This is a genomic window from Bradyrhizobium sp. 137, assembly GCF_023074095.1.
In the GTDB taxonomy this organism is placed as follows: domain Bacteria; phylum Pseudomonadota; class Alphaproteobacteria; order Rhizobiales; family Xanthobacteraceae; genus Bradyrhizobium.
The window spans coordinates 423,249-449,848 of sequence record NZ_JADPKU010000053.1 but is presented as its reverse complement, the minus strand read 5'-3'; the positions used below and the strand labels follow the sequence as shown (position 1 = coordinate 449,848).

23 protein-coding genes are annotated in these 26,600 nt (G+C 65.2%); 10 read left to right on the top strand and 13 right to left on the bottom strand.

From position 1 onward, the window contains the following. Positions 1-11: 11 nt before the first annotated feature. The 6 genes from IVA78_RS16015 to IVA78_RS15990 all read right to left on the bottom strand — a co-directional run bounded on the left by IVA78_RS16015 (position 12) and on the right by IVA78_RS15990 (position 7,989). Positions 12-740, bottom strand: coding sequence for a Crp/Fnr family transcriptional regulator (locus IVA78_RS16015; RefSeq protein WP_247466384.1), 729 nt, complete (start codon positions 738-740; stop codon positions 12-14). A 158-nt stretch (positions 741-898) separates the two neighbouring features. After that, the gene (locus IVA78_RS16010; protein ID WP_247278513.1) at positions 899-1,147 is read right to left on the bottom strand and encodes a hypothetical protein; all 249 of its coding nucleotides are present in this window, start codon (positions 1,145-1,147) and stop codon (positions 899-901) included. A 54-nt stretch (positions 1,148-1,201) separates the two neighbouring features. Continuing rightward, positions 1,202-1,441, bottom strand: coding sequence for a hypothetical protein (locus IVA78_RS16005; protein WP_247306609.1), 240 nt, complete (start codon positions 1,439-1,441; stop codon positions 1,202-1,204). Between the two features lie 12 nt (positions 1,442-1,453). Further along, positions 1,454-2,572: a DUF2336 domain-containing protein gene (locus IVA78_RS16000; RefSeq protein ID WP_247466381.1), complete on the bottom strand. Its 1,119-nt coding sequence runs from the start codon at positions 2,570-2,572 to the stop codon at positions 1,454-1,456. 268 nt (positions 2,573-2,840) lie between these two features. Further along, entirely contained in the window at positions 2,841-6,464 is a 3,624-nt protein-coding gene (locus tag IVA78_RS15995; RefSeq protein WP_247466379.1) for an AsmA-like C-terminal region-containing protein, read from the bottom strand. 280 nt (positions 6,465-6,744) lie between these two features. Continuing rightward, positions 6,745-7,989 carry a cytochrome P450 gene (locus IVA78_RS15990; RefSeq protein ID WP_247466376.1) on the bottom strand — a complete coding sequence of 415 codons (1,245 nt, stop codon included), beginning with the start codon at positions 7,987-7,989 and terminating at the stop codon, positions 6,745-6,747. Positions 7,990-8,119: 130 nt separating this feature from the next. Between IVA78_RS15990 and IVA78_RS15985 the strand changes: the two genes are divergently transcribed. Beyond that, entirely contained in the window at positions 8,120-8,731 is a 612-nt protein-coding gene (locus IVA78_RS15985; protein ID WP_247278508.1) for a TetR/AcrR family transcriptional regulator, read from the top strand. 98 nt (positions 8,732-8,829) lie between these two features. On the opposite strand, the gene IVA78_RS15980 is transcribed toward IVA78_RS15985, so the two are convergent. From IVA78_RS15980 to IVA78_RS15965, 4 genes are all read right to left on the bottom strand, one after another. Next, on the bottom strand, positions 8,830-10,128 hold the full coding sequence (locus IVA78_RS15980) for an MFS transporter (RefSeq protein ID WP_247466373.1): 1,299 nt from the start codon (positions 10,126-10,128) through the stop codon (positions 8,830-8,832). Between the two features lie 156 nt (positions 10,129-10,284). Further along, the gene (locus tag IVA78_RS15975) at positions 10,285-11,262 is read right to left on the bottom strand and encodes an NAD(P)-dependent oxidoreductase (RefSeq protein ID WP_247466370.1); all 978 of its coding nucleotides are present in this window, start codon (positions 11,260-11,262) and stop codon (positions 10,285-10,287) included. A gap of 12 nt (positions 11,263-11,274) precedes the next feature. Continuing rightward, positions 11,275-13,122, bottom strand: a complete 1,848-nt coding sequence (locus tag IVA78_RS15970; protein WP_247466368.1) for a TRAP transporter large permease subunit — start codon at positions 13,120-13,122, stop codon at positions 11,275-11,277. A gap of 22 nt (positions 13,123-13,144) precedes the next feature. Then, positions 13,145-14,176 carry a TRAP transporter substrate-binding protein gene (locus IVA78_RS15965; RefSeq protein WP_247466365.1) on the bottom strand — a complete coding sequence of 344 codons (1,032 nt, stop codon included), beginning with the start codon at positions 14,174-14,176 and terminating at the stop codon, positions 13,145-13,147. A gap of 417 nt (positions 14,177-14,593) precedes the next feature. Between IVA78_RS15965 and IVA78_RS15960 the strand changes: the two genes are divergently transcribed. Beyond that, positions 14,594-16,063 (top strand): caspase family protein, encoded by a 1,470-nt coding sequence (locus tag IVA78_RS15960; RefSeq protein ID WP_247466362.1) that lies wholly within the window; start codon positions 14,594-14,596, stop codon positions 16,061-16,063. Between the two features lie 97 nt (positions 16,064-16,160). Here IVA78_RS15960 and IVA78_RS15955 read toward each other — a convergent pair whose 3' ends face one another. After that, positions 16,161-17,459 carry a Spy/CpxP family protein refolding chaperone gene (locus tag IVA78_RS15955; RefSeq protein WP_256468120.1) on the bottom strand — a complete coding sequence of 433 codons (1,299 nt, stop codon included), beginning with the start codon at positions 17,457-17,459 and terminating at the stop codon, positions 16,161-16,163. A gap of 103 nt (positions 17,460-17,562) precedes the next feature. Next, positions 17,563-18,987, bottom strand: coding sequence for an FAD-linked oxidase C-terminal domain-containing protein (locus IVA78_RS15950; RefSeq protein WP_247466356.1), 1,425 nt, complete (start codon positions 18,985-18,987; stop codon positions 17,563-17,565). An 85-nt stretch (positions 18,988-19,072) separates the two neighbouring features. On the opposite strand from IVA78_RS15950, the gene IVA78_RS15945 reads away from it, so the two are divergent. Then, on the top strand, positions 19,073-19,579 hold the full coding sequence (locus tag IVA78_RS15945; protein WP_247466354.1) for a thioesterase family protein: 507 nt from the start codon (positions 19,073-19,075) through the stop codon (positions 19,577-19,579). A gap of 3 nt (positions 19,580-19,582) precedes the next feature. Here IVA78_RS15945 and IVA78_RS15940 read toward each other — a convergent pair whose 3' ends face one another. Next, entirely contained in the window at positions 19,583-19,756 is a 174-nt protein-coding gene (locus tag IVA78_RS15940) for a DUF1328 domain-containing protein (RefSeq protein WP_008556598.1), read from the bottom strand. Between the two features lie 234 nt (positions 19,757-19,990). Between IVA78_RS15940 and IVA78_RS15935 the strand changes: the two genes are divergently transcribed. The 7 genes from IVA78_RS15935 to IVA78_RS15905 all read left to right on the top strand — a co-directional run bounded on the left by IVA78_RS15935 (position 19,991) and on the right by IVA78_RS15905 (position 26,522). Continuing rightward, positions 19,991-22,561 (top strand): UvrD-helicase domain-containing protein, encoded by a 2,571-nt coding sequence (locus IVA78_RS15935; protein ID WP_247466352.1) that lies wholly within the window; start codon positions 19,991-19,993, stop codon positions 22,559-22,561. A 91-nt stretch (positions 22,562-22,652) separates the two neighbouring features. Further along, a complete protein-coding gene (locus tag IVA78_RS15930) occupies positions 22,653-23,069 on the top strand; it encodes a hypothetical protein (protein ID WP_247466350.1) in 417 nt (138 codons plus the stop codon). Continuing rightward, complete coding sequence (locus IVA78_RS15925; RefSeq protein WP_247278497.1) at positions 23,069-23,737, top strand: OmpA family protein; 669 nt, start codon at positions 23,069-23,071, stop codon at positions 23,735-23,737. The genes IVA78_RS15930 and IVA78_RS15925 overlap by 1 nt, the downstream gene beginning before the upstream one ends. A gap of 173 nt (positions 23,738-23,910) precedes the next feature. After that, positions 23,911-24,429 (top strand): Mpo1-like protein, encoded by a 519-nt coding sequence (locus IVA78_RS15920; protein WP_247466348.1) that lies wholly within the window; start codon positions 23,911-23,913, stop codon positions 24,427-24,429. 30 nt (positions 24,430-24,459) lie between these two features. After that, complete coding sequence (locus IVA78_RS15915) at positions 24,460-25,491, top strand: NAD-dependent epimerase/dehydratase family protein (RefSeq protein ID WP_247466346.1); 1,032 nt, start codon at positions 24,460-24,462, stop codon at positions 25,489-25,491. 27 nt (positions 25,492-25,518) lie between these two features. Then, a complete protein-coding gene (locus tag IVA78_RS15910) occupies positions 25,519-26,145 on the top strand; it encodes an isoprenylcysteine carboxylmethyltransferase family protein (protein WP_247278494.1) in 627 nt (208 codons plus the stop codon). Positions 26,146-26,315: 170 nt separating this feature from the next. After that, complete coding sequence (locus IVA78_RS15905; protein WP_247466344.1) at positions 26,316-26,522, top strand: hypothetical protein; 207 nt, start codon at positions 26,316-26,318, stop codon at positions 26,520-26,522. Positions 26,523-26,600: the final 78 nt, after the last annotated feature.

The following is a 26,600-nucleotide window of genomic DNA, read 5'->3' as shown; positions in this document are numbered from 1 at the left end:
CGAAAGCGAAATCAGACCGATGGGCGCTGATGCAGGTAGATCTTTTCGAACTGCCCTACCTCCTCCACCTTGGCCTTGTCGAGCAAGTGGAAGGTTCTGCGCTCGGTTGCGACGAGACCATCGTGACGAAGCTGCTGCAGGATCCGGTTGACGTGAACGACCGATAATCCAAGGCAGTCCGCCAGTTCGATTTGAGTAATTGGGAGCTCAAAGGACCCCTTTGTCGTGCGCCCGATCAGTTCAAGCCGCTCGTAAAGCTCTACCAACAAGTGCGCCATTCGAACACGCGCCGGCCTGCGTCCGACATTGACGATCCATTCCCTGAAGATTGCGGAGTCGATCAGCGTTTCGCGCCAGAGCGCAGCCGCTACGTTAGGTCGCCTTTGATTTAGCTCACGCAAGGTGTCGTGCTTGATGAAACCGAGGGTACATTCTGTGAGCGTCGTCAGGTCATGATCCATGACGTGCAAGTGCAGGCTCTGGAGGTCCGGGATTTCTCCCGGCATATGGAGCGAGAGAATTTGCCTCTGTCCATCCGACGTAAGCTTGGAGCGGAATGCAAACCCATCAACGATCAGGCAGGATTCCGAGGGGCGGTCACCGTCACGCACGAAACGGTGCTGGGCCGCGACGCGCTTGCTATGGATAGAAAGTTGTTCAAGTGCCAGGACATCGTCTTGGTCGAGCCGATTGGCCTTACTGAGCTTTTGAACGAGCGCAGCCGTTAACGTTCCGGGCATCGCACACCTCTCCGCGCTTGAGGACGTTTGAGCCGGAGAGGAACTCGCCGCTCCGGCCTATAAGGCGGGAGCACAAAACTCTCAGCCACCAGCGCCCAAGAGTCGCGGCCGGTGATCGGGGACAATCACAGGTTAAGGGGAAGGTTCCAACCGAGGGCCTAAGTTAGTTTCTGGGCTGATACCCGCTCGATCTCGAAGCGCAACGAAACCAGCAAAACCGGGCCGAAATCATCGCGAACTTCGATTGCCAGCGCCCGAAACGCCGAACCGGGCAGCACGTCCTTGGCGAAATCGGCCATCGCAGCCGAGACCATAGTCCTCACCTCCTCCAAGGAGGCGATATCGACGCCGATCTCGTCGGCGATGAAGGTCTCATTGTCCCGGGTGTCGAAGTAATAGCGTGGCATGCACGCAAACCGACTGCCAACGCGTCCGTTCCTCGGTCCCAGCCGTTTGTGCGCTTACCGGAAATACCCCAGCACCAGATCGATGTCCGAGCTGCCGGCCAGCGTGCCGTTCAGCTCGGCGTCGATGACGCGGCGGCAGGCTTCGATCGCGGCGTGGTCACCGAGGTCGTTGGCGGCTTCCAGCACGAGCCAGGCGGCGTCAACCGACGCCTTGTCCGGCGCACCGCCGCCGAGATCGGCGGCCGGTGCCTTGTTGATCTTCTTGCGAACTGCGGTGCCGAATTGAGGCAACATTGCTGATACTCCTCAGTGTATCTGGAGCTCGGGCTGACGGCCCGCGTCGGCACCCGCGCTGTTCTTGCGCGACTGGTAGAACTTCAGGATGCTGCGCGAGGTCTCGATCTTGAGCCGGCCGTACTCGTGCTCATTGTCGTGGAGTTCGCGCGCCGTGATCAGATGATCCTTGGCGCCGAGGAACAGCAGCGACATGGTCGTGTCCCAGGAGAAGTCGAGTGCCTTGCACAGCACCAGGATCATCTCCCGATTGCGGTCCATCAGCGCACGCTCGATCACGTCGACCGGCAGCGCCGACAGCAGCGACAAGCCGATCTGCACTTCGTCGAAGCGGTGCTGGCGCGCATAGTTCGAGATCGAGTCCTGGTTGAGATTGCCCTGGCGGTACTGCGTCGTTACCACGCGCTTGGCGACGAAATAGCTGCGCGAGGACGGACCGAACTTGGACTGAAGATCGCCGGTGACCTCGGTCACCGAGCTCTGGATCTGCGTCATCATTTCGGGTCGTTCAGTCTCGAGCCGGCGGCGGACGTCTTCCGAGGCCTTGGAGATCAGCTGCTGGAAGATGTGGCGCGGCACGTCCTTGCGCAGGCCAAGCTGTTCGGCAAGGATCGAATCTCCCTCGGCGCGGCGCACCATGTGCAGCAGGCCTGAGCCGGAGAAGCGTGCGCCCTCGTTCTTCGCAACGGACGTCACCACCTCCTGGTTGCCGCGCTTGACCAGCACGTCGGTCACGGCCTCGCCGATCGACTTGCGCTGGGCGATCGCCAGCAGATGCGACTGGCTCTTGGTCATGGCGCTCTCGACCAGCATCGTCTCGTCGATACGATTGGACTCGCGCAGCACGGGACCTGCGACGTCGATCTCGTCGTCGAGCGCGAGCTTCTCGATGACATTGAAGGGAGCATGGTCGCACGCCGACATCACCTCCGAGAGCTGCACCCGCGCCGCGACCTCGATCTCGTCGGCAAGCCGCCCGATGACCTCGCCGAACATGCTGATCTCGTCGTCGCTGTAGCGGCCGGTGATCAGGATGTCGGTCGCATGCCACAACGCCTTCGCACGGCTTTCGTCGGTGCCGCGCGCGATCGCGTCGTCCAGATCCTGTAGAAGCGTTTTCGCCCCGTTCATCTCGATAACCCCCAGTTCTTGGCGAGCAGTTCTTGCCGAGCAGTTCTTGACGAGCAGCTTGGCGAGCCGTCCCGGCGCTCGTGGCAGGACACCGGATTCCTCAGGAACCGACGCTAGAGATCAAACGCGAGAATTCAGTAAAACCGGCAAATCAGTTTTGCCGACCAAAATTCATTCAAATGCGCAGGAATGGGTTTACCGGCGCGGAAGGTCTCGCTTCACCTCTCCGGAAGGGAAGGTGAAGACCGGACCTGCGGCGAGCACCGCCTCACGGATTCTGTGGCGTCAGCACCAGCGGCGGCTTCGGCTTGGGCTTGGCGGGCGGCGGGCCCGGAGCGGGCTTCACGTCGATCGGCGGCGGCAAAGGGGCAAGTTGCTGGCTTGCCAGCGGTGGGCTCGGCATAGCGGGGGCCGCGTGCGGAGCTTTCGGCGTCGGCGCAACCTTCGCCTTTACCGGTGCGCGCCGCGGATCCTGGCCAGGCAGGGGCACATTCGCAGGCGCCTGCTCCGGCGCGCCATCGGGAGAGACCAGGGTCGGCAGAGCGGCCGTGGCGGGCGGCGGCTCGCCGCGCTCGATCGCATCGAGCCGGCGCGTCTCGCGGTCGATGGTGCGCACCGCGAGCCAGGAAGACAGCGGCGCGAGATCGACGGTGCGATTGAGCTTGTCCGGAGGGCCTGCCGCGAACAGCAGGATCTCCGGCGGCGCGCCGGAGAGCCCGGTCATGATCGGCGTCAGGCTGGCGCGGATGTCGGCCTGGTCGGCGGGAATGTCGTAGCCGCCGGAGACGATGGCGCGGGCGTTCTTCGCTTCCAGCGGCGTCGCGCCGACGCGCAGGCGCCCATCGCGGATCGTGAACGGGATCTGCGCCGAAGCGACCGCGATCGGGCCTGCCGACAGCGCGGGCTCGACCAGCTGCCGCAGCCGGTTGTCGTCGCTGACCTGGCCGCCGTCACTGGCACGGATTGCGATCTCGAAGGCGCGCGGATTGAGGCCGGCAATCTCGGCGGAATCGAGCGTCACCGTGCCGTTGCCGGCGAGCGCGCCGGTGAGGGCCGCGACGCTGCGGCCCTGGCTGGTCAGCGCCATCTGCACCGAGGCGCGTCCCTTGGGCAGCGCGAGATTGCGGTAGCGCAGCGCCGCCGCATCGACATTGCCGAGTTCGATACGCGCGTTCAGGGCCAAGCCATTTGCGCTATTGCGCGCGTCGAGACTTGCCGACATCTCGCCGCCGCCGATGCCGCCCTTGAGCGCATCGAGCGCGAGCGACTGGCCGTCGCCGCGGACCGTGCCGGCGAAGGGGCGCAGCTCGATGCCACCGGGCAATGTGCCGCGCAATGCCTGGAAGGCGATGCGGCCGCGCCAGCCACCGATGAGCCCCGCACTCAACGGTTCGCCGGACTCATGTCCGGCGGCGCCGATTGCCATCGCGAGCGCCGGCGCAAGATCGAGCGTATCGAGGCCCACCTCGCCATCGACACTCTTGTCCTGATCGAGCGTCACCGTCAGATGGCCGCGCAGATGCGAGCCGGCTGCGGTGCTGTCGAGATCATCGAAGGTCAGGCGATTGCCGGACAGGCTGACGCGCGAGGACAGGCTGACTTTCTGCGCTGGCTTGTCGGTCGCGCTGGTCCCGAACAGCGGCGCCAGATTGGCGTTGCGCACGCGCAGGCTCGCGCTGCCCTTGGATGCCGGCCAGTCAAAATTGCCTTGCGCATCCGCATCCAGCCCGCCCGAGAGCTTTGCGTTCACTTGCAGCGGCCGGCCCCAGGCGCCGGTCACCTTGCCCTCGAACTGCGAAGCGCCCTCGCCTGCGGCCACGACGCGATCGAGGCCGAGCAGCGCCAGCAGCGCCCCGGCCTGCGGCGCCGATAGTTTCGTATCGAGTGTGAAGTCGCTGTTGCGCAGGCGGTCGATGTCGAAGCCGCTGACGGCGGCCACCGGCGTCTGCGCGGCCAGCGTCGCGGTCGCCTTGAGCTGCGGCGCGTCGAGATCGAACACGGCGCGGGCGTTGCTGCGATCGGCATGCTCGGGATTCTTGTCGAGGCTGAGATCGAGCTTCAGGCGCGTCGCGCCGGGCAATGCCGGCATGGCATCGAAGCGCGCCCGCACCGCGGGCGCAAACGGCTCGATCAGCGCCGTGAGCTCGTGCAACGAATTGCCGGAGGATTTCAGCGCGAGCCTGCCGGTGAGCTGGGTGCGATCGAAGCTGCCGCTCGCTTCGGTAGTCACGCCGCCAGCCTGTCCGAACCGCAATTGCTCCAGCGATAGCGCCGCCGGGCCGTAGCCGAGCTTTGCCGCAAAGGGCCGCAGCTCCTGTCCTGCGGAGATGGCGCGGCCGATATCGAGCGAGAGCTTTGCCTCCTCCGGCCATTCGCCCTGCGGCCCGGCAAGCGCGCGCACAAAACTTGCCGCGGCATCGAGGTCGAGACGATCGGCCTTGAGCTCGGCATCAATCCGGGAGCCCTTGCTGGCGCCGGTCTGGACGAAGGCGATGCGGCCCTCCACCGCACCGCCCTCGATCTCGGCCTTCAGCCTGTCGATGGCGAGATGGTTGGCGGCAATCGTCACGTCGCCGGCAAGGCGCAGCGGCCGCGTGCTGCGCCGGTTGATCTCACTGCGGCCCTGCAGCCAAGCCAGCAGCGTATCGGGATCGGACGACTCGACGCTGAGGCGGCCGCTGAAGCTGTCGGCGCCGGGAGTCGCGCCATTGAGCGAGAGCTGCGTCATGCCGGGAGCGCGCAGCTCGAGCCGCTGGAAGGTCCAGGATCGTCCGTCGGTCTGAAGCTCGGCCGTGATGTTCTGGAGCGGACGGGCCCCGAGCATGATCTGGTCGGAGTTGAATTCGATCTGCGCCGGGATCGGCGCCTGCGGGATCGCGGCCAGCCCTGCGCGCAGCGCCGGCAGGACGCGCTGCGGATCGGCATCGTCCTTGGCAGCATCCTTGGCCGCCAGCTTGTCGGCATCGACCTGCCGCGCCGAGAGCACCGCGCGCAGCAGCGGCGAGGCGCCGAACTTGAGGTCGCCGACGCCGCCGAGCTTCAGTGCGGCGTCCTCAGTACCGAAGCTGACGTCGATGTGGTCGAACTTTGCGCCGGCCGGATCGGCCTTCAGCTTCGTCGTGAGCTTCCAGGGCGTCGGCCCTACCTCGCCCGCCTTCTTCGTCGCGGGCACGGCGAGCGTCAGTGCGCCGTCGAATTTCGGCAGGCGGTTGTCGAAGGCGAGCACGCCTTCGAGATCGGCGAGGATGGCGCGCTCGCCCGGATCGATGTTGAGGTGGAGGCGGGTGGCGTTGCCGTCGGCGCTTGGGCCGGAGGAGATGCGAAACGGATAGCGCACGCCGTTGGCGGAGAAACGGCCGTCGCCGCGCAGGGAGCCGGCGAGCGAGCGCACGTCACCGAAAAAGGCGATGTCGCTCAGCTCCAGCGTCGAGCGGCTGGCGGCATCGTGCAGGGCGATGCGGCCGGTGAGATTGAGCCGCTCGATAGCGAGCGACGCGAGATTGAAGGCACCGCTCGCAGTAGACGGCAAATCGACCCGCCCGCGCGCGTCCAGGCCGAGGTCGACCGCCATGCCGCCGACCGAAAGCTCGGTGGCGCGCCATTCGCCGCGCATGAGGGAGCCAAGACTGAACTCGACGTCGAGCTTGTCGGCGCGCAGGCGGCCGAGATCGTTGTTGCCGCCGAAGGTGACCGCGCGCAGCCGCAGCGTCGGCGCCGGCAACAGCCGCGCGTCGAGCTCGCCCGCCACCCGCACCGGCACGCCGATGATTCGGCTCGCCTCCGCCTCGAACTGGGGCCGAAACTGGTTCCAGTCGACGAAGTGAGGCCCGATCAGCGCGGCCAGCAGCGCAATGATGAAGGCAATCGCCAATCCGAGCAGCGTCGTCTGCACGGGTCTCCCCTCGGCCAAAACGGCGCCCGGACCAGACCTTGCCCTCGGAAGGCTTCAGGCGGGCCGGAACAGCCCCTTATATAGGGGGAAGTATGGCGAAGTCACAGCGACCGTTGCGCGCGGAGGTTAACGCCGGCGAGAGGCCCTCATGGCGAGGAGGCGCAAAGCGCCGTCCCGCACCATAGAGGCCCCGCTTCCGCCGGCGGCCATCCTTCGAGACGCCCGCTTCGCGGGCTCCTCGGGATGAGGACCTGCGCTCGCAAAACCAGGGCTGACGCCTTTACCAGCTTGCCGGCAACCGCTTCAGGCCGCGCAGCACGAAGGTGGGCCGCCATTCCGGGGTTTCGACATCGTCGATGCGCAAATCGGGCAGCCGCCGTAGCAGCGTCGCGATGGCGATCTCGGCCTCGATGCGCGCCAATTGGGCCCCCAGGCAGAAATGGATGCCGCCGCCGAATGACAGCGGCTTCACGTTCTGGCGGGTGACGTCCAACCGGTCGGGCCGGTCGGGATAGACCGCCGGATCGCGGTTGGCCGAGCCGAGCAGGCAGAGCACGGTCTCGCCCTTGGGGATCTTCACCCCGCCGAGATCGTCGATGTCCTCCAGCGCGACGCGCCCGGTCATCTGCACCGAGGAATCGTAGCGCAGGAATTCCTCGATCGCGCCCACCATCAGCTCGGGACGTGCCTTCAAAAGCGCGAGCTGGTCCGGATTGCGGTGGAGCGCCAGCAGGCCGTTGCCGATCAGATTGACGGTGGTCTCGTGACCGGCGCCGAACAAAAGGATGATGTTGGCGGTCAATTCCTCGTTGGTGAGCTTGTTGCCGTCCTCCTCGGCCTGCACGAGCTGGGTGATGAGATCGTCGCTGGGACTGCGGCGGCGCAGCTCGAACAGCTGCTGGAAGTACATCTGGGCCATCAGGTTGCCGGCGTTGCCCTGCTTGATCTCTTCCGGCGACAGCGGCACCGGGTCGAGCAGCCGCCCGCCGTCGCGCGAGCTCTTGTAGAAGACCTCGCGGTGCTCCTCGGGGATGCCGAGCATGTCGCAGATGATGGTGACAGGCAGGCGGAAGGCGAAATCCTCGATCAGGTCCATGTGGCCGCCGTCGATCACCGCATCGATGGTCTGGTCGACGATCTCCTGGATGCGCGGGCGCATGTCCTCGACGCGGCGGGCGGTGAAGGCCTTCACGACCAGGCCGCGCAGGCGGGTATGGTCGGGCGGATCGGCTTGCAGCATCCAGTGGCTCATGCTGCGGAACACCGGCTCGTCCATGATCTTTTCGCTATAGCGGCGCTTGGTGCGCTCGACGAAATCCTTGCCGAAGCGCTTGTCGCGCAGCACCAGGCTGACATCGGCGTGTCGGCTGGTGACGAATTGGCCGAACGGCGTCACATGGATCGGATCGATCGTGCGCAGCCGATCATAATGCGGATAGGGATCGCGGATGAAGTCCGGCGACAGCGGGTTGAACAGCGGATCGCTGTTCGGGCCTTGATTCGCGCCTTGCACTTGCTCGTTCATGGTGACCTCAGATCGGTTGCCGCATGACACGAATACGCAAGGCTGTCCCAAAGCCCGGCGTAACCATCCCTTCGAATTATCAACTCGATACATTGTTGTATCGAGTTGCATTCTGCCCTAAGCTGCCGGGATGTCAAGGGTGAGAACCAGGCCGACCAGGGACGATACGCGCGACAGATTGTTCGAGGCGGCCGCGCGCGTGTTCGAGCAAGACGGCATTGGCGGCGCCAGCATCGAGGCGATCGCGGCCGCGGCGGGTTTTACCCGCGGCGCGTTCTATTCCAACTTCAAGAGCAAGGACGAGCTGATCATCGCCATGCTCGAGGACCATGTCGAGCAGTCGATCCGGCGCAACATGGACATCCTCGCGCAGCACGACAATCTCGACGATTTCATCGCGGCGCTGAAGACGATGGACCGCAGCAAGCAGGATCCACTCGGCCGCTCGCCGCTGCTGCACATGGAGATGATCCTGTTCGTCGCGCGCGCCGAGAAGCGCCGCCCGGAACTTGCAAAACGCCTGCGCGCGCGGCGCAAGCTGGTCGCCGACATCGTCGAGGCGACGTTGAAGAGCAACGGGCGGAATGACAGCCTGAACCCGCCCTGGATGGCCTCCGTCGTGCTCGCACTGGAAGACGGCTTCCGCCTGCACCGGTTGATCGACCCCGAGACGACGCCGGCCGACAGCTTTTTGCGCGCGATCACGGATCTGCGGCGGAGGACCGGGTTGGCGTCGGAATAGGATGTGGCTTCGCAGGATCGTCGCGTTTCCACGTCCCGCCGAGACGCGGCGCTTAATGTGCCGCCAGGGCGAGAGCGACAATGCGGTGCATGCGGAACCTATTGTGCAGCTTCGCTCTGCAGCGCGTGCAGCCGGCCGGCCACCACCCGCACCTTGCGCGGCGCGGCCCGCCAGATCGACAGCGCCGACAATGCGCTCACGATCACGGCAATGCCGAAGGCGAGCGTGTAATCGCCGGCGCGATCATAGAGAAAGCCGGTCACCCAGGGACCGGCGGCACCGCCCGCCAGCGCGGCCAGCATGATCGTGCCAAAAATGCTGCCCTGGTGCCGGCCCTGGAAGATCTCGAACACCACGGCGCCCATGATCGAGGTGAGGCCGTAGCCGAGCGCGCCTTGCGTGAACACCATGAGATAGACCAGCCACAATGATGGCTGGAACTTCAGCGCCATCAGCGCCGCGAAGCAGATGGCAAAACCCGCGCAGCTGATCGCCCACACCCATTCCCTCCCGATCCGGTCGGAGACATGGCCGAGCAGGATCTGGCCGGGAATGCCGAGCAGGCTGACGATGCCGAGCGCCCACACCGCGACGCCAGGGCTGAAGCCGATATCGAGCAGGAATTTGGTCTGGTGCACCTGCACCGCGTACCAGATGTACAGGCCGCAGAAATAACCGAGCGCGATCCACCAGAATCGTGCAGTTGCAACGGCACGCTTCAGAGTCCATTCGGTGCCGGCCCAGACCGGATCGACGACATTGGAGACGGGCTTTGCCGCTCCCGCGAGCGGGGTGGCATCGCCGTCCGGCTCAAGGCCGATGTCCTCGGGGCGCTTGCGCAGCAGCAGATTGATCGGCGCCAGAACGATCAGGACCAGCAGCCCCATCGAGGTGCAGGCGGTGCGCCAGCCGGTCTGTTCGATCATGTGCTGCACCCATGGCAGCAGCGTCACGGAGCCGATGCCGACGCCGGCGAACGCAATGCCGATGGCGAATCCGCGCTTGCGGATGAACCAGTTCGGCAGGAACAGCGACTGGCCGGAATAGCCGAGACAGACCGAGCCGGCACCGACCATCACGCCGATGGTGACGTAGAGGTGCCAGGGCGCGCCGGTGAGCGGCGCGAGCAGCAGGCCGCCGCCCATCAGCACGACGCCGAGCTCCATCACGGCGCGCGGGCCGGCGCGGTCCATGAGGCGGCCGATCAGCGGGCTGACCACGCCCGACACCACGAAGCCGAAGGAGAACGCCCCCGCGGTGACGCCACGCTCCCAGCCGAACTCGGAGATGATGGGAGGAAAGAACAATGAAAAGGCGGTGCGCGCGTTGACGCCAATGGCCATGGTGACGAAGGTCACGGCGACTACGACCCAGCCGTAGAAGAACGGAAACCGCATGTTTGTGTTTCATCCCTGGACGATCCTTCCGACCATCCGGAGATGCCCGGGTCAAGCGCTTTTCGTGCATGCCTCTTGAGCGGCAGCGCAATTTGCGCGCACCGCCGAGATCATCTCGAACGCCCAAGGAGGGACGCTCAAAGCGGTGGATCGTCTTTAAGGCCGCCGCGTCCAGTGGTCGGCATTGACGGCGCCTTGCGGGATCTCTCCCTTCACGATCGCTTCGACCTGACGCACCGTTTCCAGCGACTGATATTCGATTGCCTGCGGGGTCAGGCCACCGACATGCGGCGTGGCGATCACGTTCGGCAGTTTCGCCAGCTCGGGCGTCGGCATCTGGTCGGGCGCGCGGCCGACATCCATGGCCGCGCCGGCGATGCGATCCTCGATCAATGCCCGCGCCAGCGCCGCCTCGTCGACGAGATTGCCGCGCGACAGATTGATGAAGACGGCATGCTTCTGCATGCGCGCCAGTGCCGCTTCCCCAATCAGGTTCTCGGTCTGCTCGTTGGCCACCGCGAGGCAGACGACGTAGTCCGACACGGCGAGCAGCTCATCAAGACCGACCTGCCGGATCGCAGCATCGCTGACGCTCGCGAAGGGATCGGCGACCAGCACCTCCATGCGCAGCACTTTTGCCACCTCGGCGAGATAGCGCCCGATGCTGCCATAGCCGATGATGCCGATCCGGCTGCCCGCGAGCTGGCGGCCCATCCGTGCTTCCGCCTTGCGGCCGGCCTGGTAGTCGGCGGTGGTTCGCGAGACGCCGCGGGAGAGATCGACCATGAAGCCGAGGGCGAGCTCGGCCACCGCCTGCACGAACCCCGGGCCGGCACGGGTCACGAGCACGCCCGCCCTTGATGCCGCGTCGACATTGACGTTGCGGATGTCGACGGCGCAGCGGACGAATGCACACAGGCGCGGCAGCTGCGCAAAGATCTCGCCGCGCCCCTCCGTCATGCGATCGGCAACGATGACGTCAACGTCCTTGGCCACACGCACGAGCCCGGCAGCGTCGAGCGGCTCGTCGCCATCATGCAGCATCACCTCGGCGGTCGCGCGCAGGCCGTTCAGGCTGCGATCGCCGTAGTAGTTCCGCCGCATCTCCGGCGTGTGGGCGAGCAGGACTTTCACGACAAGACTCCTTCAATAGCCGAACGCGCGCGGCAGCGCCGTCGAGAGCCACGGCACGAAGGCGATGACGAGCAGGCAGAGGAACAAGAGGCCGAGATAGCCCATGATCGGCTTCACCGTCTGCTCGATCGGCACGTTACCGATCAGGCAGGCGCCATAGAGCCCGAGCCCGAGCGGCGGCGCGAACAGGCCGATCCCCATCGCGATGACAAGCACGACCCCGAAATGCAGGGGATCTATTCCGAGCTGCACGGCGACCGGCAGCAGCAGCGGTCCGAAGATGATGAGGGCGGCGGCGCCTTCCAGCACCGAGCCCATCACGATCAGCACGGCAATCGCCAAGAGGATGAACAACCAGACGCCTGAGGTCTTGGACAGTCCGAGCATGAAGTCGCCGACCACATGCGGCACCTGCTGCAAGGTCAGCGTAAAGGCCAGCGATTGCGCGGCGGCGACGATGAACAGCACGAGACCCGCGCGCGTCGCCGCCTGCACGAAGCTGTGCGCGGCGGACTTAAAGCCGAGCTCGCGGAAGACCACGCTGCCGACGACCAGCGCATAGGCGACGGCGAAGGCCGAGATCTCGGTCGCGGTGGCAAAGCCGGTCTTGAAGCCGAAGAAGATCATAAAGATCAGGCCGAACGAGGCGATCGCGCCGCTCCACAGGCCCGACACCGGCATCTGCGGCTCGACCTCCTCTATCTTGCCCGGCCGCTTGCCGAAGATGATGGACACCGCGATCAGCACCAGCGCCATCAGCGCCGACGGCAGAAGGCCTGCGACGAACAGGCCGCCGATCGACAGGTTCGCGACGAAGCCGAGGATGATCAAATTGATGCAGGGCGGAATGGTCTCCGCCATCACCGCGGACGCTGCAAGCAGCGCCACCGCGCCGCCCGGATTCTGCTTCGAGCGGCGCGCCGCCGGGATCAAGACGGAGCCGACCGCGGCGACGTCCGCCATCTTCGAGCCGGAGATGCCGGAGAACAGCACCATCGAGGCCACCATCACGACGTTCAATCCGCCGCGCATCCGCCCCACCGCGCGCTGCAACAGCTCAATCAGGCGCACCGACATGCCGTTGGCTTCCATGAGATAGCCGACGAGGATGAAGAAGGGGATCGCGAGCAACACGAAATTGTCGATGCCCCGCGCCATCTGCTGGGCGAAGATGACGCCGGGCAGCGCGCCCTCGACCCAGATGAAGATCAGCGCGGCAAGTGCCAGCGCAAAGCCGATCGGCAATCCGCCGAACAGGGCGGCGAAGAAGCCGATCAGCATCAAGATGCCCGCCGACGGCACCGATGACGGCGAGAGATAATCCCAGGCAAGATAAAGGCCGGTGACGACCAGGATCGCAACGAGGCCCCTGACGATTTCAGGGAGCGGCCGCATGCAGAGATGGTTGATCGCGAACACCGTCATGAACAGCGCGCCGACACCCATCGGATAGAAGGTCAGCTCCAGTGGCAGGCCGGATCCGGTGGTCTGTCCCGCCGTCAGCGCACCCAGCTTGATGGCGTTGTAGGCGACATAGCCGGAGATCAGCACGACCAGGAGCGCGCTGGCGGCATCGACAAGCACCTGCAATCGCTGTGACAGCAGATCCCGGAAGAACGACACGCCGACATTCTCGCCGCGCGCGAGCGCACTCGCCGCGCCGAAGAAGGCCGAGCCGACCATCAGTCCGCGCGCGACGTCGTCGGACCATTCGACCGGCGCGTTGAAGAAGAAGCGCAGCAGCACGGAGGCGCAGACCACCACGAGATCGGCGGCCAAGAGAATGGCTGCGATCGCGTCGCTGAGGCGAAGCAGCATGGTGATGCTCCCGTGGCCCGAGAGAGGCACGGCAGCTGTCATCGCCAGCTCAGATTTGGCCATCTCAGGCTTGCGTCGCGCGGATGATATCGATAACGGCCTTGGATTCCGGCCGCGCCTTGATGAAGTTCTCGGTTTGCGGGGCCACGCGTTTCCTGAAGGCTTCGCGGTCGCATTCGGCCACCGTCACGCCCTTCTCCGTCAACGCCGCCAGCGCCTCCTTCTCGACCGCAAGCCCATGGGTGCGCGTGTCGGCCGCGGCCTTCTTCGCGGCATCGAGGAAGCCCTCGCGCAGCTTCGGATCCATGCGGTTGTAGGTCATGTCGCTGAAATAGATCGCGAGCGGCGAGAAATTGTGCTGCGTCAGCGCATAGAACTTCGCCGTTTCGAAGAACTTGCTGGCCAGGATGGTCGGCGGATCATGCTCCAGCCCATCCAGCACGCCGGCTTGCAACGCCGTGTAGATTTCGCCGAATGCCAGCGGCGTCGCCGCGGCACCCATCAGGCGCAGGCATTCGGTGATGACCGGGTTGGGCAGCGTTCTGATCTTCAGCCCCGCGAGATCTTCGGGCGTCTTGACCGGCTTCCTCGCCAGCACGCTGCGCGAGCCGAAATTATAGGCCCAGGCGATGATGCGGATGTTGCCACCCTTGAGCAGCGCATCCTCGATCGGCTTGGCGGCGCCGGCGTCGAACGCCTTGGTCTGCTGCGGAAAACTCGAGAAGAGAAAGCCGAGGTCGAAGGTGCCGACCAGCGGCACGAGATTGGCCGAGATCGACGAGCCCGACACCATGAGGTCGATGACGCCGAGCTTCACCGAATTGATGACGTCGATCTCCTGGCCGAGCTGGTTGTCCGGAAAGAAGGCGACCTCGATCTGCTCACCGAGGCCGTTCGCCTTCAGGCTCTTGACCAGATTGTCGTAGTAGACGCGGCCGTTGGCGTATTTGGGATCGTTCGGCAGCGAGGACGAACATTTCAGTTTCAGCGTGGCAGCTTCGGCACGGCCGACGATCGCGGGAGAGAGCACGAGGCCGGCGGTGACCGCCACCGATGACTTGATGAACGCGCGACGGTTCACGGGCACGATGGTCATGGTGCGGCTTCTCCCCGATTATTCTTGTTCGCCGCGGTCGTTGCCGCAGCCTGTTACGCAGACTGTATGGCCAAAGCGACGAAGCAGGCAAGGCTAGCGCCAGTCGCGGCAGGGCGGCGCGCGATGACTGGCGGCAGCATGGGCGGATCGTGAAAACGTCGAGGTTATCCGGGATTATCGATGAGGATCGGCTTGCGCCCGATGTGCGAGGACGAGGGTTTCGCGGGGTGCCACGGATTGATCTAATTGGCGCATCGATCAATGCGCAATTCACATGGATTGCGCTCGAACGATGCTCCCCTCCCGGCAGGTCCCCTGCCCCATTTTGCCGCGGCCCGCTGCGTGATCCAGCGCACAGACAGCGTGATGGCGCAAACGTACAAAAGGTGACATCGTCGCGCCGATGGAGGTGACGCCATGCGCCGTCCAGTCTTTTCCAATTTGCTTCTAGCATCCGGTTTTTTTGCGCTCGCACAGTTGATGACGCCGACCGGCGCCGCCGCCGAGGCACGGCTCGCGCTGGTGATCGGCCAATCCGCCTATCGCACCGTGCCGGAACTGCCCAACGCCGCCAACGACGCCAAGGGCATGACGGAGCTGCTCGGCAATGCCGGCTTCACCGTCACCACGGCGGCCAATCTGGCGCAGAGCGAAATGCGTGCGGCGATCTCGGATTTCGCCGGCAAGGTCAGCGCCAGCGGCGCCGACACCGTGGCTCTGGTGTTCTATGCCGGCCATGGCCTGCAAATCGACGGCGAGAACTATCTGGTGCCGGTCGATCTCGACCCCAAGCGCGAGGCCGACATTCCGCTCCAGGGCGTGCGGCTGAACGACCTGCTCAACACGCTCGGCGCGCTGCCGACGCGGGCGCGCATCTTCATGCTCGACGCCTGCCGCAACAATCCGTTCCCCGCGCTCAGCGGCGCCGGTCATGGGCTTGCGATCGTCGACACCAAGGCCGGCGCGCCCGGCTCCTTCATCTCCTATTCGACCTCGCCCGGCGCCGAAGCCGAGGACGGCAACGGCATCGACAGCCCCTATACCACCGCCGCACTGACCATCGCCAAGCAGCCCAATCTGCCGATCGAAGAGGTGTTCAAGCGCATCCGCGTCGCCGTGGCGCAATCGACCGACGGGCGGCAGATCCCCTGGGAAAGCTCGTCGTTGACCACTGATTTCAAGTTCTTCGGCGAGAGCAGCGACCAGCCGCCTGCCCTTCCAGGCGCAAATTCGATGGCGCTCGCCAGCGCCACGCGCAGCGTCGAGGACTGGCGCAAGGATTTGCAGGGCAAGCCCGCCAAGGTCGCGTATGAGCTCGTGATCACTGAGGATACGGTGCCGGCCTATCAGGCCTATATCGAGCTGTACGCACAGGACGCTCAGACGCCGCGCCTGCGCACGGTGCTGGAGCGGCGGCGGCAGATGCTGGCCTGGGAGCGCGCGGTCTCAATCAATACCCGCGCCTCGTTCGAAGCTTATCTTGCGAACTGGGACAACAGCGACTTAGCTGCGACCGCGCGCAGGCTGCTGCTTCGCGTCCAGAACCGCAATTATGGCCAGCCCGTTGCCGCCGCTGCGGCGCCAGCCCCGGTCGCCGTCGCAATGGCGCCGACCTGCCCGTGCTCGACACCCTCGCCGCCGGCAACGCCGGTCAATCCGAGCGTCGCGCCCAAGAAGCGCGTCGACGACACGCCGCCGAAGCGCAAGGTGGTCGAGACGCCGCCGAAGCGCCGGCCGCCGCCCGAAGAGATCGTCTACGAGCGTGCGCCGCCCCCGGGGCCGCCGCCCGGCGCCGTGATGCAGGGCATCGGCATCGGTATCGGGATCGGCATGGGAATGGGCGGCCGCGGCGGAGATCATTATCGCGGCGATTACCGCAGATACTGAGCCGGCCCGGCACAAACAGAGATCCGGCTCGCGCCGATGGCGCAAGCCTGATCTACCGCAACAGTACCGGACGATGCGGCGCACGGCGTCGTCGCGTTCAGGATATGCGGCGCGGGCCGATGGCCTCGAACTGCGCCTTCTGCTCGTCATTGAGCGTGGCGTAGAAATCATCGAGCGCCGCGCGCACCGACTTGATCCCGTCCAGCATCACGCCGAGGCGCTGGCGGATTGCGGACATGCGTGCCGGCGGTGTCATCACGTCATTGGGCTCGCAGGCTGCCTTGAGCGATGCACTGACCTTGGCGCTGGTATCCTGGAGCACCTGGAGGGCCGCGCGCTGGGTATCGTTCGGACGAATCCTCTCCTCGATCGTGGCGCCGGGCCAATCGAAGGCGGAGGACACGCTGCAATTCTGCACCGACGATCCACTCGCATCGTTCGATGCGGTCGCGCGCCGCTGGTCGCCAGCCAGCGCATTGAAGCGCGCCTTCTGCTCGTCAGTCAGCGAACCATAGAACTTGTCGAGCGCAGGCTGGACCAGATCGACGGCCTTCTGCATGGCTTCGACACGCTGCTGCATCGCCGCGAGCCGGCCGGGCGCCGTCGCTGCGGCCTGCGTCGGACAGGATGTGCGGATCAGCGCTGCAGCGTCCATCGAGGCATTGCCGAGCGCATCGAGATCGGCGCCTTGCGCATCGCTCGGCTGCACCGCCGCCGCAATCTGATCGATCGGCAGACCGACGATGGCACGCCGGTCGCTGCCGCAGAGCTGATCGAGCGGCGCGCTGCCCGCCCGCCGTCGTCCCTGCGGCTGCTGCGGCAGATAGGCCGACAACCGATCATAACCGTAGGGGCCGAAAATGCCGGCATAGATGTCCGGATAACCGTAGCCCCAGAAGCCGAGACCGTCGCCCCAGATCGTGTAGTCGTAGAGATCATTGTAGGCGAACGGCCAGAACAGTGGTCCCACCCAGCCATAGCCGCCACCCGCATGTTGCCACCATCCGCTGCTTGCGCCGCTCCAGCCGGCCAGTGCGGCCGCGGTCGCGATCTGCGCACGCGCCATTGGATTGCTGATCAGCCGGCCGTTCCGAAATGTGCTTGAGTTGAGCGCATTGCGGAAGTTCGCGGGCCGTATCGCCGCGTTGCGGATGTGACCGAAATTGGGGCTGCCGCGCCGGGCGCCTGTTGCGAACCGCATTCCGCGATGATGCCCGCCGCCGTGCGCGTGCCCGCCGCCGTGGCCGCGGAAATGGCCGCCACCATGATGACCACCGCCGTGCCCGCCTCCGTGCCCGCCACCATGGCCACCGCCATGTCCGCCCTTCGCCAGCGCCGCGCCTGCCAGCATGCAGGCAAACGCCACCGCGGCAATTCCAATGACCGGTCGCATCATCACGCCCTCCCGCGCAAAGCCCTGCCCGTTGAGGCATCGGAACTTGGCGGGAATGGAACCGGCAACGTTGCCAAAAGTTCCCGGTTCTTGGCTGCGCGGGGCCCTAGGCCTCCGGCACGATCTTGCCGGGATTGAAAATATTGAGCGGATCGAGCGCCTTTTTCAGCGCCCGCATCGCATCCAGCGCTTCGGGACCGAGCTCGGCCTTGAGATATTTCTGCTTGCCTTGGCCGATGCCGTGCTCGCCGGTGCAGGTGCCGTCCATCGCCTGCGCGCGCTCGACCAGGCGATGCATGAACTCCTCGCCGCGCGCCATCTCGTCGGGATCGTTGACGTCGCAGACCAGTGAGCAATGGAAATTGCCGTCGCCGACATGGCCGACGATCGGCGACAGCAGGTTGAGCCGCTTGAGATCCTCCTCGGTCTCGCTGACGCAGTCGGCGAGGCGCGAGATCGGCACGCAGACGTCGGTCGCGACGACGCCGATGCTGTCGCCGGGCCGCAGCGCCTTCACCGACCAATAGGCATCGTGCCGCGCCTGCCACAGTTTGGTGCGGTCCTCCGGCTTTGTGGTCCAGGAGAACTCGCCGCCGCCGCACTCCTTCGCAATCTCGCCGAAGGCCTTGGACTGCTCGGCGACCTCGATTTCGCTGCCGTGGAATTCCATCAGCAAGAGCGGCGTCTCCGGCAGCGTCAGCTTCGAATAGGCATTGCAGGCCTTGACCTGCGCGGCATTGAGCAACTCGATGCGCGCCACGGGAATGCCGGTCTGGATCGCCAGGATCACGGCCTGACAGGCGCCGTGCACGGTTTCGAATGACACCGCACCCGCCGCGATCGTCTCGGGGATACCGCGCAGGCGAATGGTCAATTCCGAGATGATGCCGAGCGTGCCTTCGGCGCCGACAAACAGATGGGTGAGGTCGTAGCCGGCGGATGATTTCTTGGCGCGCGTGCCTGTGGTGATGATCTCGCCGTCGCCGCGCACCACCTTCAAGGACAGCACGCTGTCGCGCATGGTGCCGTAGCGCACCGCATTGGTGCCTGAAGCGCGCGTCGAGGCCATGCCACCGAGCGAAGCATCCGCGCCGGGGTCGATCGGGAAGAACAGGCCCTGGTCGCGCAGATGCTCGTTGAGCGCCTTGCGGGTGACGCCCGGCTGGATCACGCAGTCGAGGTCCTCGGCATGCACCGCGAGCACCTTGTTCATGTCGCGCAGGTCGATCGAGATGCCGCCGGCCGGTGCGTTGACCTGGCCCTCGAGCGAGGTGCCGGTGCCAAAGGGAATGACAGGGACGCGATTTTTGGCGCAGATCCGCACCACGTCCTGGATGTCGGCGGTCTCCTGCGCCATCACCACGCCGTCAGGCGGCTGGTTGGGAATCCACGTCGTGGTATGGCCGTGCTGTTCGCGAACGGCCTGCGAGGTGATGAGGCGGTTGCCGAAGCGTGCGGCAAGCTGTTCCAGCGCGCTTGTGAGGGCTTTCGGCTCCGGCCGCGGCGGATTATTGGTGATGGTCGTGCCCACGGAATTCCTCCCGACAGAAGGACCGTGGCAAAGGACATAAAATCGGTCAAGTCAAGGGACCGGACACATGGCTAGGGAAGGACATATGCCGGAGACTGCCGCCTCAGCGCCACAAGCCGAGCCGTTCCGCGCCTCGATCATGCAGATCGAGCCGCAATGGATCGACTACAACGGCCATCTCAACATGGCCTATTACAATGTGATTTTCGACCGCGCGATCGACCAGCTCTGGCTCGAGCTCGGGATCGGGCCGGCTTACATGAAGGAGCGAGGCGGCTCGACTTTCACCGCCGAATGCCATGTGCGGTATCTGCGCGAGATCCACCTCGGCGATCCCGTGCAGATCTTCGTCTGGCTGCTGGAGGCCGACGACAAGCGGCTGCACACCTTTGAGGAGATGCGTCATGCTAGCGAAGGCTGGCTGTCGGCAACTTCCGAGAACATGTCGCTGCACATGGACATGAAGGCGCGGCGCGTTGCGCCATTTCCGCCCGATATCCAGGCGCGCATCGCCGCGGTCACAAAGGCGCACAGCACCCTGCCCCGCCCCGTGGGCATCGGCCGCAGCGTGGCGATGCCCTCGAAGCGGTAGCCGCTATATCCTGTTGCGGCCGCGCGCCAAGCCGACCACGGCCGAGACCAGGAACAGGACGACCGCGATGAAGAAGATGATCTTGGCGATCTCGATCGAGGCGCCGGCGATGCCGCCGAAGCCCAGGATACCCGCGATCAGTGCGATAACCAGAAACGTCACAACCCAGCCAAGCATGGTCAAACCCTCGTCTTGATGTCCGTCTTGCGTCCGGCGCTGACCGCGCCGCCTGCCCAGACAATCTCGACGCGAGAATGATGGTTCCGGCCGACGCAGGAGCGAAATTCGCTGCCTTCGCAGGAACAAATCGGCCCGCCGCGCACGTGGAAAACCCTGTCCATCGCCCCATATAGGGACTAATCCCTGTTAAGAAGGCTCCCTTCCACCACCCCGCGGTGCGATCGTGGGGCAATGATTCGCATGACCGAGCCGAGCAAGATCACCAACGTTCCCGACCACCAGCCCGCAGCCGGCGGCATTGCCGCGCGTGCGCGGGCCTCCGTGGGTCCGAAATATCTGTCCGGGCTCAATCCGGAGCAGCGCGAGGCGGTCGAGACCCTGAACGGCCCGGTTCTGGTGCTGGCCGGTGCCGGCACCGGCAAGACGCGCGTCCTGACCACGCGCATCGCCCACATCCTGAGCCAGGGCCGCGCCCGCCCCGCCGAGATTCTGTCGGTGACCTTCACCAACAAGGCCGCGCGCGAGATGAAGCACCGGCTCGGCCAAATGCTGGGCCACGCGGTCGAGGGCATGCCGTGGCTCGGCACCTTCCACTCGATCGGCGGCCGCATCCTGCGCGTCCATGCCGAGCTGGCGCAGCTCAAGTCGAACTTCACCGTGCTCGACGTCGACGACCAGGTCCGGCTGCTCAAGCAGCTCCTGCAAGCCGAGAACATCGACGACAAGCGCTGGCCGGCGCGCATGCTCGCCGGGCTGATCGACGGTTGGAAGAACCGTGGCCTGATGCCGTCGCAGGTGCCCTCGGGCGAGGCCGCTGTCTTTGCCAACGGCAAAGGCGGCAAGCTCTATGCGAGCTACCAGGAGCGGCTGAAGATATTGAACGCCGCTGATTTCGGCGACCTGCTGTTGGAAAACATCCGCATCTTCCGCGAGCAGCCGGACATCCTGCGGCAGTACCAGCAGCGCTTCAAATTCATCCTGGTCGACGAGTACCAAGACACCAACGTCGCGCAATATCTGTGGCTGCGGCTGCTGTCGCAGGCGCCGGCATCAACCAAAGCCGTCATTCCGGGGCGCGTCGAAGACGCGAACCCGGAATCTGGAGATGAGTCCTCAGCTCGAGATTCCGGGTCTGCGCCTTCGGCGCATCCCGGAATGACGGTGGCGGCTGCAGGCCCCACCAAAAACATCTGCTGCGTCGGCGACGACGACCAGTCGATCTATGGCTGGCGCGGCGCCGAGGTCGACAACATCCTGCGCTTCGAGCACGATTTTCCGGGCGCCAAGGTGATCCGCCTCGAGCGCAATTACCGCTCGACCGGCCACATCCTCGCCGCCGCCTCGCATTTGATCGCGCATAACGAAGGCCGACTCGGCAAGACGCTGCGCACCGAGGATCAGGACGGCGAAAAAGTCACGGTGACGGGCTCGTGGGATTCCGAAGAGGAAGCGCGCGGCATCGGCGAGGAGATCGAGCAGCTCCAGCGCCAGGGCGAGAAGCTGAACGAGATCGCAATCCTGGTGCGCGCCTCATACCAGATGCGCGAGTTCGAAGACCGCTTCGTCACGCTCGGCCTGCCCTATCGCGTCATCGGCGGGCCGCGCTTCTACGAGCGCGCCGAAATCCGCGACGCGCTGGCTTACTTGCGCGTCATCAATTCACCGGCCGACGATCTCGCCTTCGAGCGCATCGTCAATACGCCCAAGCGCGGCCTTGGCGATGCCACCGTGCAGATGCTGCACGATCACGCCCGCAAGCGCCGCATCCCGCTGTTCGAAGCGGCCCGCGCGGTGGTCGAGACCGACGAGCTGAAGCCGAAAGCGCGCGGCTCGCTTCGTGATCTCATCACGCAGTTCGACCGCTGGCGCGCCCAGCGCGAGGTCACCGCGCATACGGACCTCGCCCAGATCGTGCTCGACGAGAGCGGCTACACCGAGATGTGGCAGAAGGACCGTTCGGCCGATGCCGCGGGCCGGCTGGAGAACCTGAAAGAACTGGTGCGCTCGATGGAGGAGTTCGAGAACCTGCAAGGATTCCTCGAGCATATCTCGCTGGTGATGGACCGCGACGGCGGCGCCGAGGACGACGCCGTGTCGCTGATGACGCTGCATTCGGCCAAAGGGCTCGAATTTGATAACGTCTTCCTGCCCGGCTGGGAGGAAGGCCTGTTCCCGAGCCAGCGCACGCTCGACGAACAGGGCCGCGCCGGCCTCGAGGAAGAACGCCGGCTCGGCCATGTCGGCCTGACCCGCGCCCGCCGCCGTGCCATGATCTATTTTGCGACCAACCGGCGCATCCATGGCACCTGGTCGACCACGATCCCGTCGCGCTTCCTCGACGAACTGCCGGCGGCCAATGTTGAGATCACGGAATCCAAGGGCGGCTCGGCCTGGGGCGGCACCGGCGGCTATGGCGCCTCGCGCTTCGACGACATGGAGGCGTTCGGCTCCAGCTATTCGACGCCGGGCTGGCAGCGGGCGCAGGCCAACCGCAACCGCGGCGGTCAAGGCCGCAATGGCGGTGGCCGCGGCGGATTCGAGGAAGAGACCGCCTCGTTCTCGTCTTCCTCCTCGCCCGATTTCGGCAGCTTCTCCTCGCGCCGCCGCGGCCCCCTGACCATCGAGGGCGAGCTGGTCGCCAAATCCACCGGCACGACGTCCGAATTCTCGCTGGAAGACCGCGTCTTCCACCAGAAATTCGGCTACGGCCGCGTCACCAAGATCGACGGCAACAAGCTCACGATCGCCTTCGACAAGGCCGGCGAGAAGAAGGTCGTGGACAGCTTTGTGCAGCGGGCGTGAGCGCCCGTCCCTGTTGCAGCGGTGTTACGCCGCCGCGTTTCTTCCGCTCGCCCCTTGACCATCACGAACTTCCCCGTATCAGATGAAGCCCATGGTCCGGGGCTCCATCACATTGATCGTGCTTGCATTGGGAATGCCGCCGCTCGCAGCGGCGGAGACCATGAGCTTTGGCGATGCGATCGGCAAGCTGGCGGCGAGTTGCGGCGCGGAAATCGTCGCCAATTGCCGCGGCGTCAATCCCGACTCGACCCGCCTGAAGGAGTGCCTGTCGCGCAACCGCGACGTGCTGTCGCCGCAGTGCCAGAGCGAATATCTCGGCGTCTTCGACGCCATCCAGAAACGCGTTGCGGCGCGCGTCACGGTGGCGAACGCCTGCCAGCGCGAGATCGTCAAGGTCTGCGGCGGCTCGACCAGGGAGACCAGCAAGTCGATCCCCTGCCTGGTCTCGACCCCCAAGGGCATCAGCAACAATTGTCTGAAGGCCATCGACGACGCGGGGTATCGCTGATGCGCGCGAAGGGGCTCTCCACCGCCGGACTAGGCATCGCGCTGAGCTTCGTCCTGCTCGCGAGCGCGGCCGGCGCGCAGACCGCGGCACCGACCCGCGACGACATCGTCGGCAAGCTCAACCATTTCGAGGAAGCCGCCGAGGTCGATCTTCCCGCGCTGAAGCAGCAGGTGATGGAGCGCGCCAAGGCCAGGATCAAGAATGATCCCGGTCCGGTGAACCGGCCACTGATCGCGCCCGATCTTGCCAAGCTGCCCGCCTTCAACGCACAGATTCAGTTCGACGCCGACACGCCGATCATCCAGCCGGCGTCTTACCAGACGGTGGGCCGCATCGCGGACGCATTGGTGCATTCCTCGCTGCTCCCCTACACTTTCCTGATCGTCGGCCATGTCGAGTCCAATTCGAAGACGCGCGAGGCCAACGCGATCCTGAGCCAGCGCCGGGCAGATGCGATCCGCGACGTGCTGGTGAACACGTTCAAGATCTCGACCAAACGGCTGCATCCGATCGGCCTCGGCGAAGAGCAGTTTCTCGACCGGGCCAAGCCGACGTCCGCCGTCAACGGCCAGTTGCAGATCCTGACCTATGCCAAGTTGCCGGAGGAGCCTGCGCACCCTGCTGCGGCACCTGCGCCTGCGGCGAAAAAGCCCGCCAAGAAGCGCTGAGCGCGTGCATCCCGGCGTCCAACGGAACCCTTTGAAGTTTTGACCATTTTGTGACCTGTCTCACAGCGCAACAGCACGGTTTCGCGCGACAATAGGGCCGGTTTGTGCACCGCCCGGTCAGGTGCTATAGGCTTTTTTCGTCCTTCCCCGACCCTGTGCTGAACGAGAGCGAGATGGCTGGCTATTTTCAACGCCAACTGGCCGACTACGTCGAATATCATCGCGATCCCTGGAACTGCGCGATGCACGTGGTCGGCATCCTGCTGCTGTTCACCGGCGCCGTGCTGCCGCTGACCCTCGTGCATGTCTCCGTCTTCGGGATCGAGGTCAGCCTGGCGGTGATCATGGCGCTGCCCGTGCTGGTCTACTGGCTGATGCTGGACGCCGGGATCGGGTTCGCCATCCTGGTCGCGATGATCGTGCTGCTTTCAGTCGCAACCGCAATCGGCAATCAGGTCTCGGTCGCCATGATGTGGTCGATTTTTGCCGTGCTGATCGGCATTGGCGTCGCAGCGCAGATCGTCGGTCACAAGGTTTTCGAGGAACGGCAGCCGTCGATGGTCGATCACCCCACGCATTTCCTGCTTGGACCGATGTTTGTCATGGCGAAATTATTCATTGCATTGGGCTTCCGTCGCGACCTTGCCGCGATTCTGGCGCCTCTTCCGGCCAATTCCCTTTCGACCCGATAACTTCCAGAAGCGAAACAGCAAACCGTCTTCATGGCTCTCGTACTGGTTACCGGTGGCAGCGGCTTCATCGGACAACATCTCGTAGAAGCGCTCCGCGCCCGCGGGCAGCAGGTGCGTGTCCTCGATGTCCGGCCGACGGCCGCGGCGCACGCGGACGTTGAATATGCCCATGGCTCGGTGCTGGACCGCGATGCGGTCGATGCCGCGCTGGCCGGCGTCGATCAGGTCTATCACCTCGCCGGCCTTCCCGGCATGTGGGTCGCCAACAAGCAGGACTTTCACGAGGTCAATTGCCGCGGCACCGAAATCGTGCTCGCGGCCGCGATGAAGCGCAGCGTGTCGCGCTTCCTGCACTGCTCGACCGAATCGATCCTGTTCCCCTATTCCGACCTCAACGGTGTTCCCGCCGAAGAGGCTCTGCAGCCTGCCGAAGCGATGCCCGGCGCCTATACGCGCTCGAAGTCGCTCGCCGAGCATTGCGCCGCGAAGGCCGCAGCAAGTGGCTTTCCGCTCGTGATCGGCACGCCGACCATGCCGATCGGTGCCGCCGACCACAATCTGACGCCGCCGACGGCGATGCTGTGGTACTTCCTCCAGAAGAAGGTGCAGCCGCATCTCAACTTCCTGGTCAACCTCGTCGACGTCCGCGACGTCGCCATGGGCCTCGTGCTGAGCATGGAACGCGGCCGGGTTGGCCAGCGCTACATTCTGGGCGGCGACTGCGTCCCGCTCGGCAACATCCTGCGGATGATGTCGGCGATGAGTGGCCGGCGGCAGTTTCCAATCGTCGTGCCCGGCAGGATCGCCGAGCTCTCCGCGGTCATGCTCGAATACATCGCCGATCGCATCACGCGCCGGCCGCCCAACGGCACTGCCGAGGGCGTGCGCATTGCGTTGGCTGCGAGCGACCTCTCGATCGGCAAGGCGCGCACCGAGCTCGGCTATTCGCCGCGTCCGATCGAGCCTGTGCTGCGCGAAACCATCACCCATCTTCTCGCCCGCAACGGTCAGTCGGCCTCCGGCTCGCTCGAGCATCACGCGCTCTCCTCGCGCGCGAGCTGAGCTCTCCGCCCAACGCAAAGAACCTTCATGTCCTTCGATTTCAGCAAGCTTCTCTCTGTCGCCTGGGGTGGTTGGACCACGACCTGGCCGACGCAACTGCTCGCCCTGATCTGGCTCGCCTGGCTCGTAAGCTGGGTCGGCGCCTCGTTCTGGCAGGGCCGCACCCAGAAGCAGGTGATGACGCTGGAATCCGGCCGTTATCGGATCCCGATCCTGGTCGGCGGCATCCTGTTCACGCCGTGGACGGCCGAAGTGCTGAACGAGAAGCCGCTCTGGGTGTTCAGCAACACCGGCGTCTACATCACGGCCCTGATCGTGCTCGCCGGCATCTCCTTCACCTGGTGGGGACGGCTGCATCTCGGCAAGTTCTGGTCCAACACCATCACCCATAAGGAAGATCATCGCGTCGTCGACACCGGCCCCTACGGCATCGTGCGCCACCCGATCTACACCGGCCTGATCGCGGGCATGCTGGCGACCGGCATCGCGGTCGGCACCGTCACCGCAATCCTCGGCGCCATCCTGATCTCGCTCGGCATGTGGCAGAAGGGCCGGATGGAAGAGGTGTTCCTGTCGAAGGAACTGGGCGAAGACGCCTATGGCGCCTATTGCCGCCGCGTGCCGATGATTATTCCGTTCCTGTCGCCGCGGTGACGTAACCAGCCGCCATATCCGCCGTTGTCATCTTGGCGAAAGCTTGGCTTTCTCCAGGACGACGCTGGGGAAGCAGTGCGTGGGACCGCATCAACCCTGCCTGTTATGAGGAACCACCGCTCCCTGCCCCCGTTACCCACGACGCCTGCAACTAGCCGCAGAGCATCGCCATGTCTGATGCCTACGATTATTTTCGCGAGCACGCGATTGCCGCCGTCCGTAAGGCGCGGGCGTTGCCGCCCGGGCGGCCGAAGCGAAAGCAGCGCACGGTGGCGCGGGTCTATCATCTCCTGTCCAAGGAGGCCGCGATTGCGCCGAACATCCATCATCTCGATGATTTTCGCGCGGCACGGCTGGAGCGGCAGATCGGCCGCTGATCTCCGCGCACAGCCCGTCGGCGCTCGTCCCATGCAAATTCGATCGGCTGCCATTCCAATGGAATAGACCCTGACGAC

Excerpts from the sequence above, each read along its gene's own strand:
- IVA78_RS15910 (WP_247278494.1), top strand. The coding sequence starts at position 25,519 with ATGTCCTTCGATTTCAGCAAGCTTCTCTCTGTCGCCTGGGGTGGTTGG.
- IVA78_RS15920 (WP_247466348.1), top strand. The coding sequence starts at position 23,911 with ATGGCTGGCTATTTTCAACGCCAACTGGCCGACTACGTCGAATATCAT.
- IVA78_RS15990 (WP_247466376.1), bottom strand. The coding sequence starts at position 7,989 with ATGAACGAGCAAGTGCAAGGCGCGAATCAAGGCCCGAACAGCGATCCG.
- IVA78_RS15945 (WP_247466354.1), top strand. The coding sequence starts at position 19,073 with ATGCCGGAGACTGCCGCCTCAGCGCCACAAGCCGAGCCGTTCCGCGCC.
- IVA78_RS16000 (WP_247466381.1), bottom strand. The coding sequence starts at position 2,572 with ATGAACGGGGCGAAAACGCTTCTACAGGATCTGGACGACGCGATCGCG.
- IVA78_RS15940 (WP_008556598.1), bottom strand. The coding sequence starts at position 19,756 with ATGCTTGGCTGGGTTGTGACGTTTCTGGTTATCGCACTGATCGCGGGT.
- IVA78_RS15965 (WP_247466365.1), bottom strand. The coding sequence starts at position 14,176 with ATGACCATCGTGCCCGTGAACCGTCGCGCGTTCATCAAGTCATCGGTG.
- IVA78_RS16015 (WP_247466384.1), bottom strand. The coding sequence starts at position 740 with ATGCCCGGAACGTTAACGGCTGCGCTCGTTCAAAAGCTCAGTAAGGCC.
- IVA78_RS15980 (WP_247466373.1), bottom strand. The coding sequence starts at position 10,128 with ATGCGGTTTCCGTTCTTCTACGGCTGGGTCGTAGTCGCCGTGACCTTC.
- IVA78_RS15960 (WP_247466362.1), top strand. The coding sequence starts at position 14,594 with ATGCGCCGTCCAGTCTTTTCCAATTTGCTTCTAGCATCCGGTTTTTTT.
- IVA78_RS15955 (WP_256468120.1), bottom strand. The coding sequence starts at position 17,459 with ATGATGCGACCGGTCATTGGAATTGCCGCGGTGGCGTTTGCCTGCATG.
- IVA78_RS15915 (WP_247466346.1), top strand. The coding sequence starts at position 24,460 with ATGGCTCTCGTACTGGTTACCGGTGGCAGCGGCTTCATCGGACAACAT.
- IVA78_RS15935 (WP_247466352.1), top strand. The coding sequence starts at position 19,991 with ATGATTCGCATGACCGAGCCGAGCAAGATCACCAACGTTCCCGACCAC.
- IVA78_RS15925 (WP_247278497.1), top strand. The coding sequence starts at position 23,069 with ATGCGCGCGAAGGGGCTCTCCACCGCCGGACTAGGCATCGCGCTGAGC.
- IVA78_RS15985 (WP_247278508.1), top strand. The coding sequence starts at position 8,120 with ATGTCAAGGGTGAGAACCAGGCCGACCAGGGACGATACGCGCGACAGA.
- IVA78_RS15930 (WP_247466350.1), top strand. The coding sequence starts at position 22,653 with ATGGTCCGGGGCTCCATCACATTGATCGTGCTTGCATTGGGAATGCCG.
- IVA78_RS16005 (WP_247306609.1), bottom strand. The coding sequence starts at position 1,441 with ATGTTGCCTCAATTCGGCACCGCAGTTCGCAAGAAGATCAACAAGGCA.
- IVA78_RS15905 (WP_247466344.1), top strand. The coding sequence starts at position 26,316 with ATGTCTGATGCCTACGATTATTTTCGCGAGCACGCGATTGCCGCCGTC.
- IVA78_RS16010 (WP_247278513.1), bottom strand. The coding sequence starts at position 1,147 with ATGCCACGCTATTACTTCGACACCCGGGACAATGAGACCTTCATCGCC.
- IVA78_RS15970 (WP_247466368.1), bottom strand. The coding sequence starts at position 13,122 with ATGACAGCTGCCGTGCCTCTCTCGGGCCACGGGAGCATCACCATGCTG.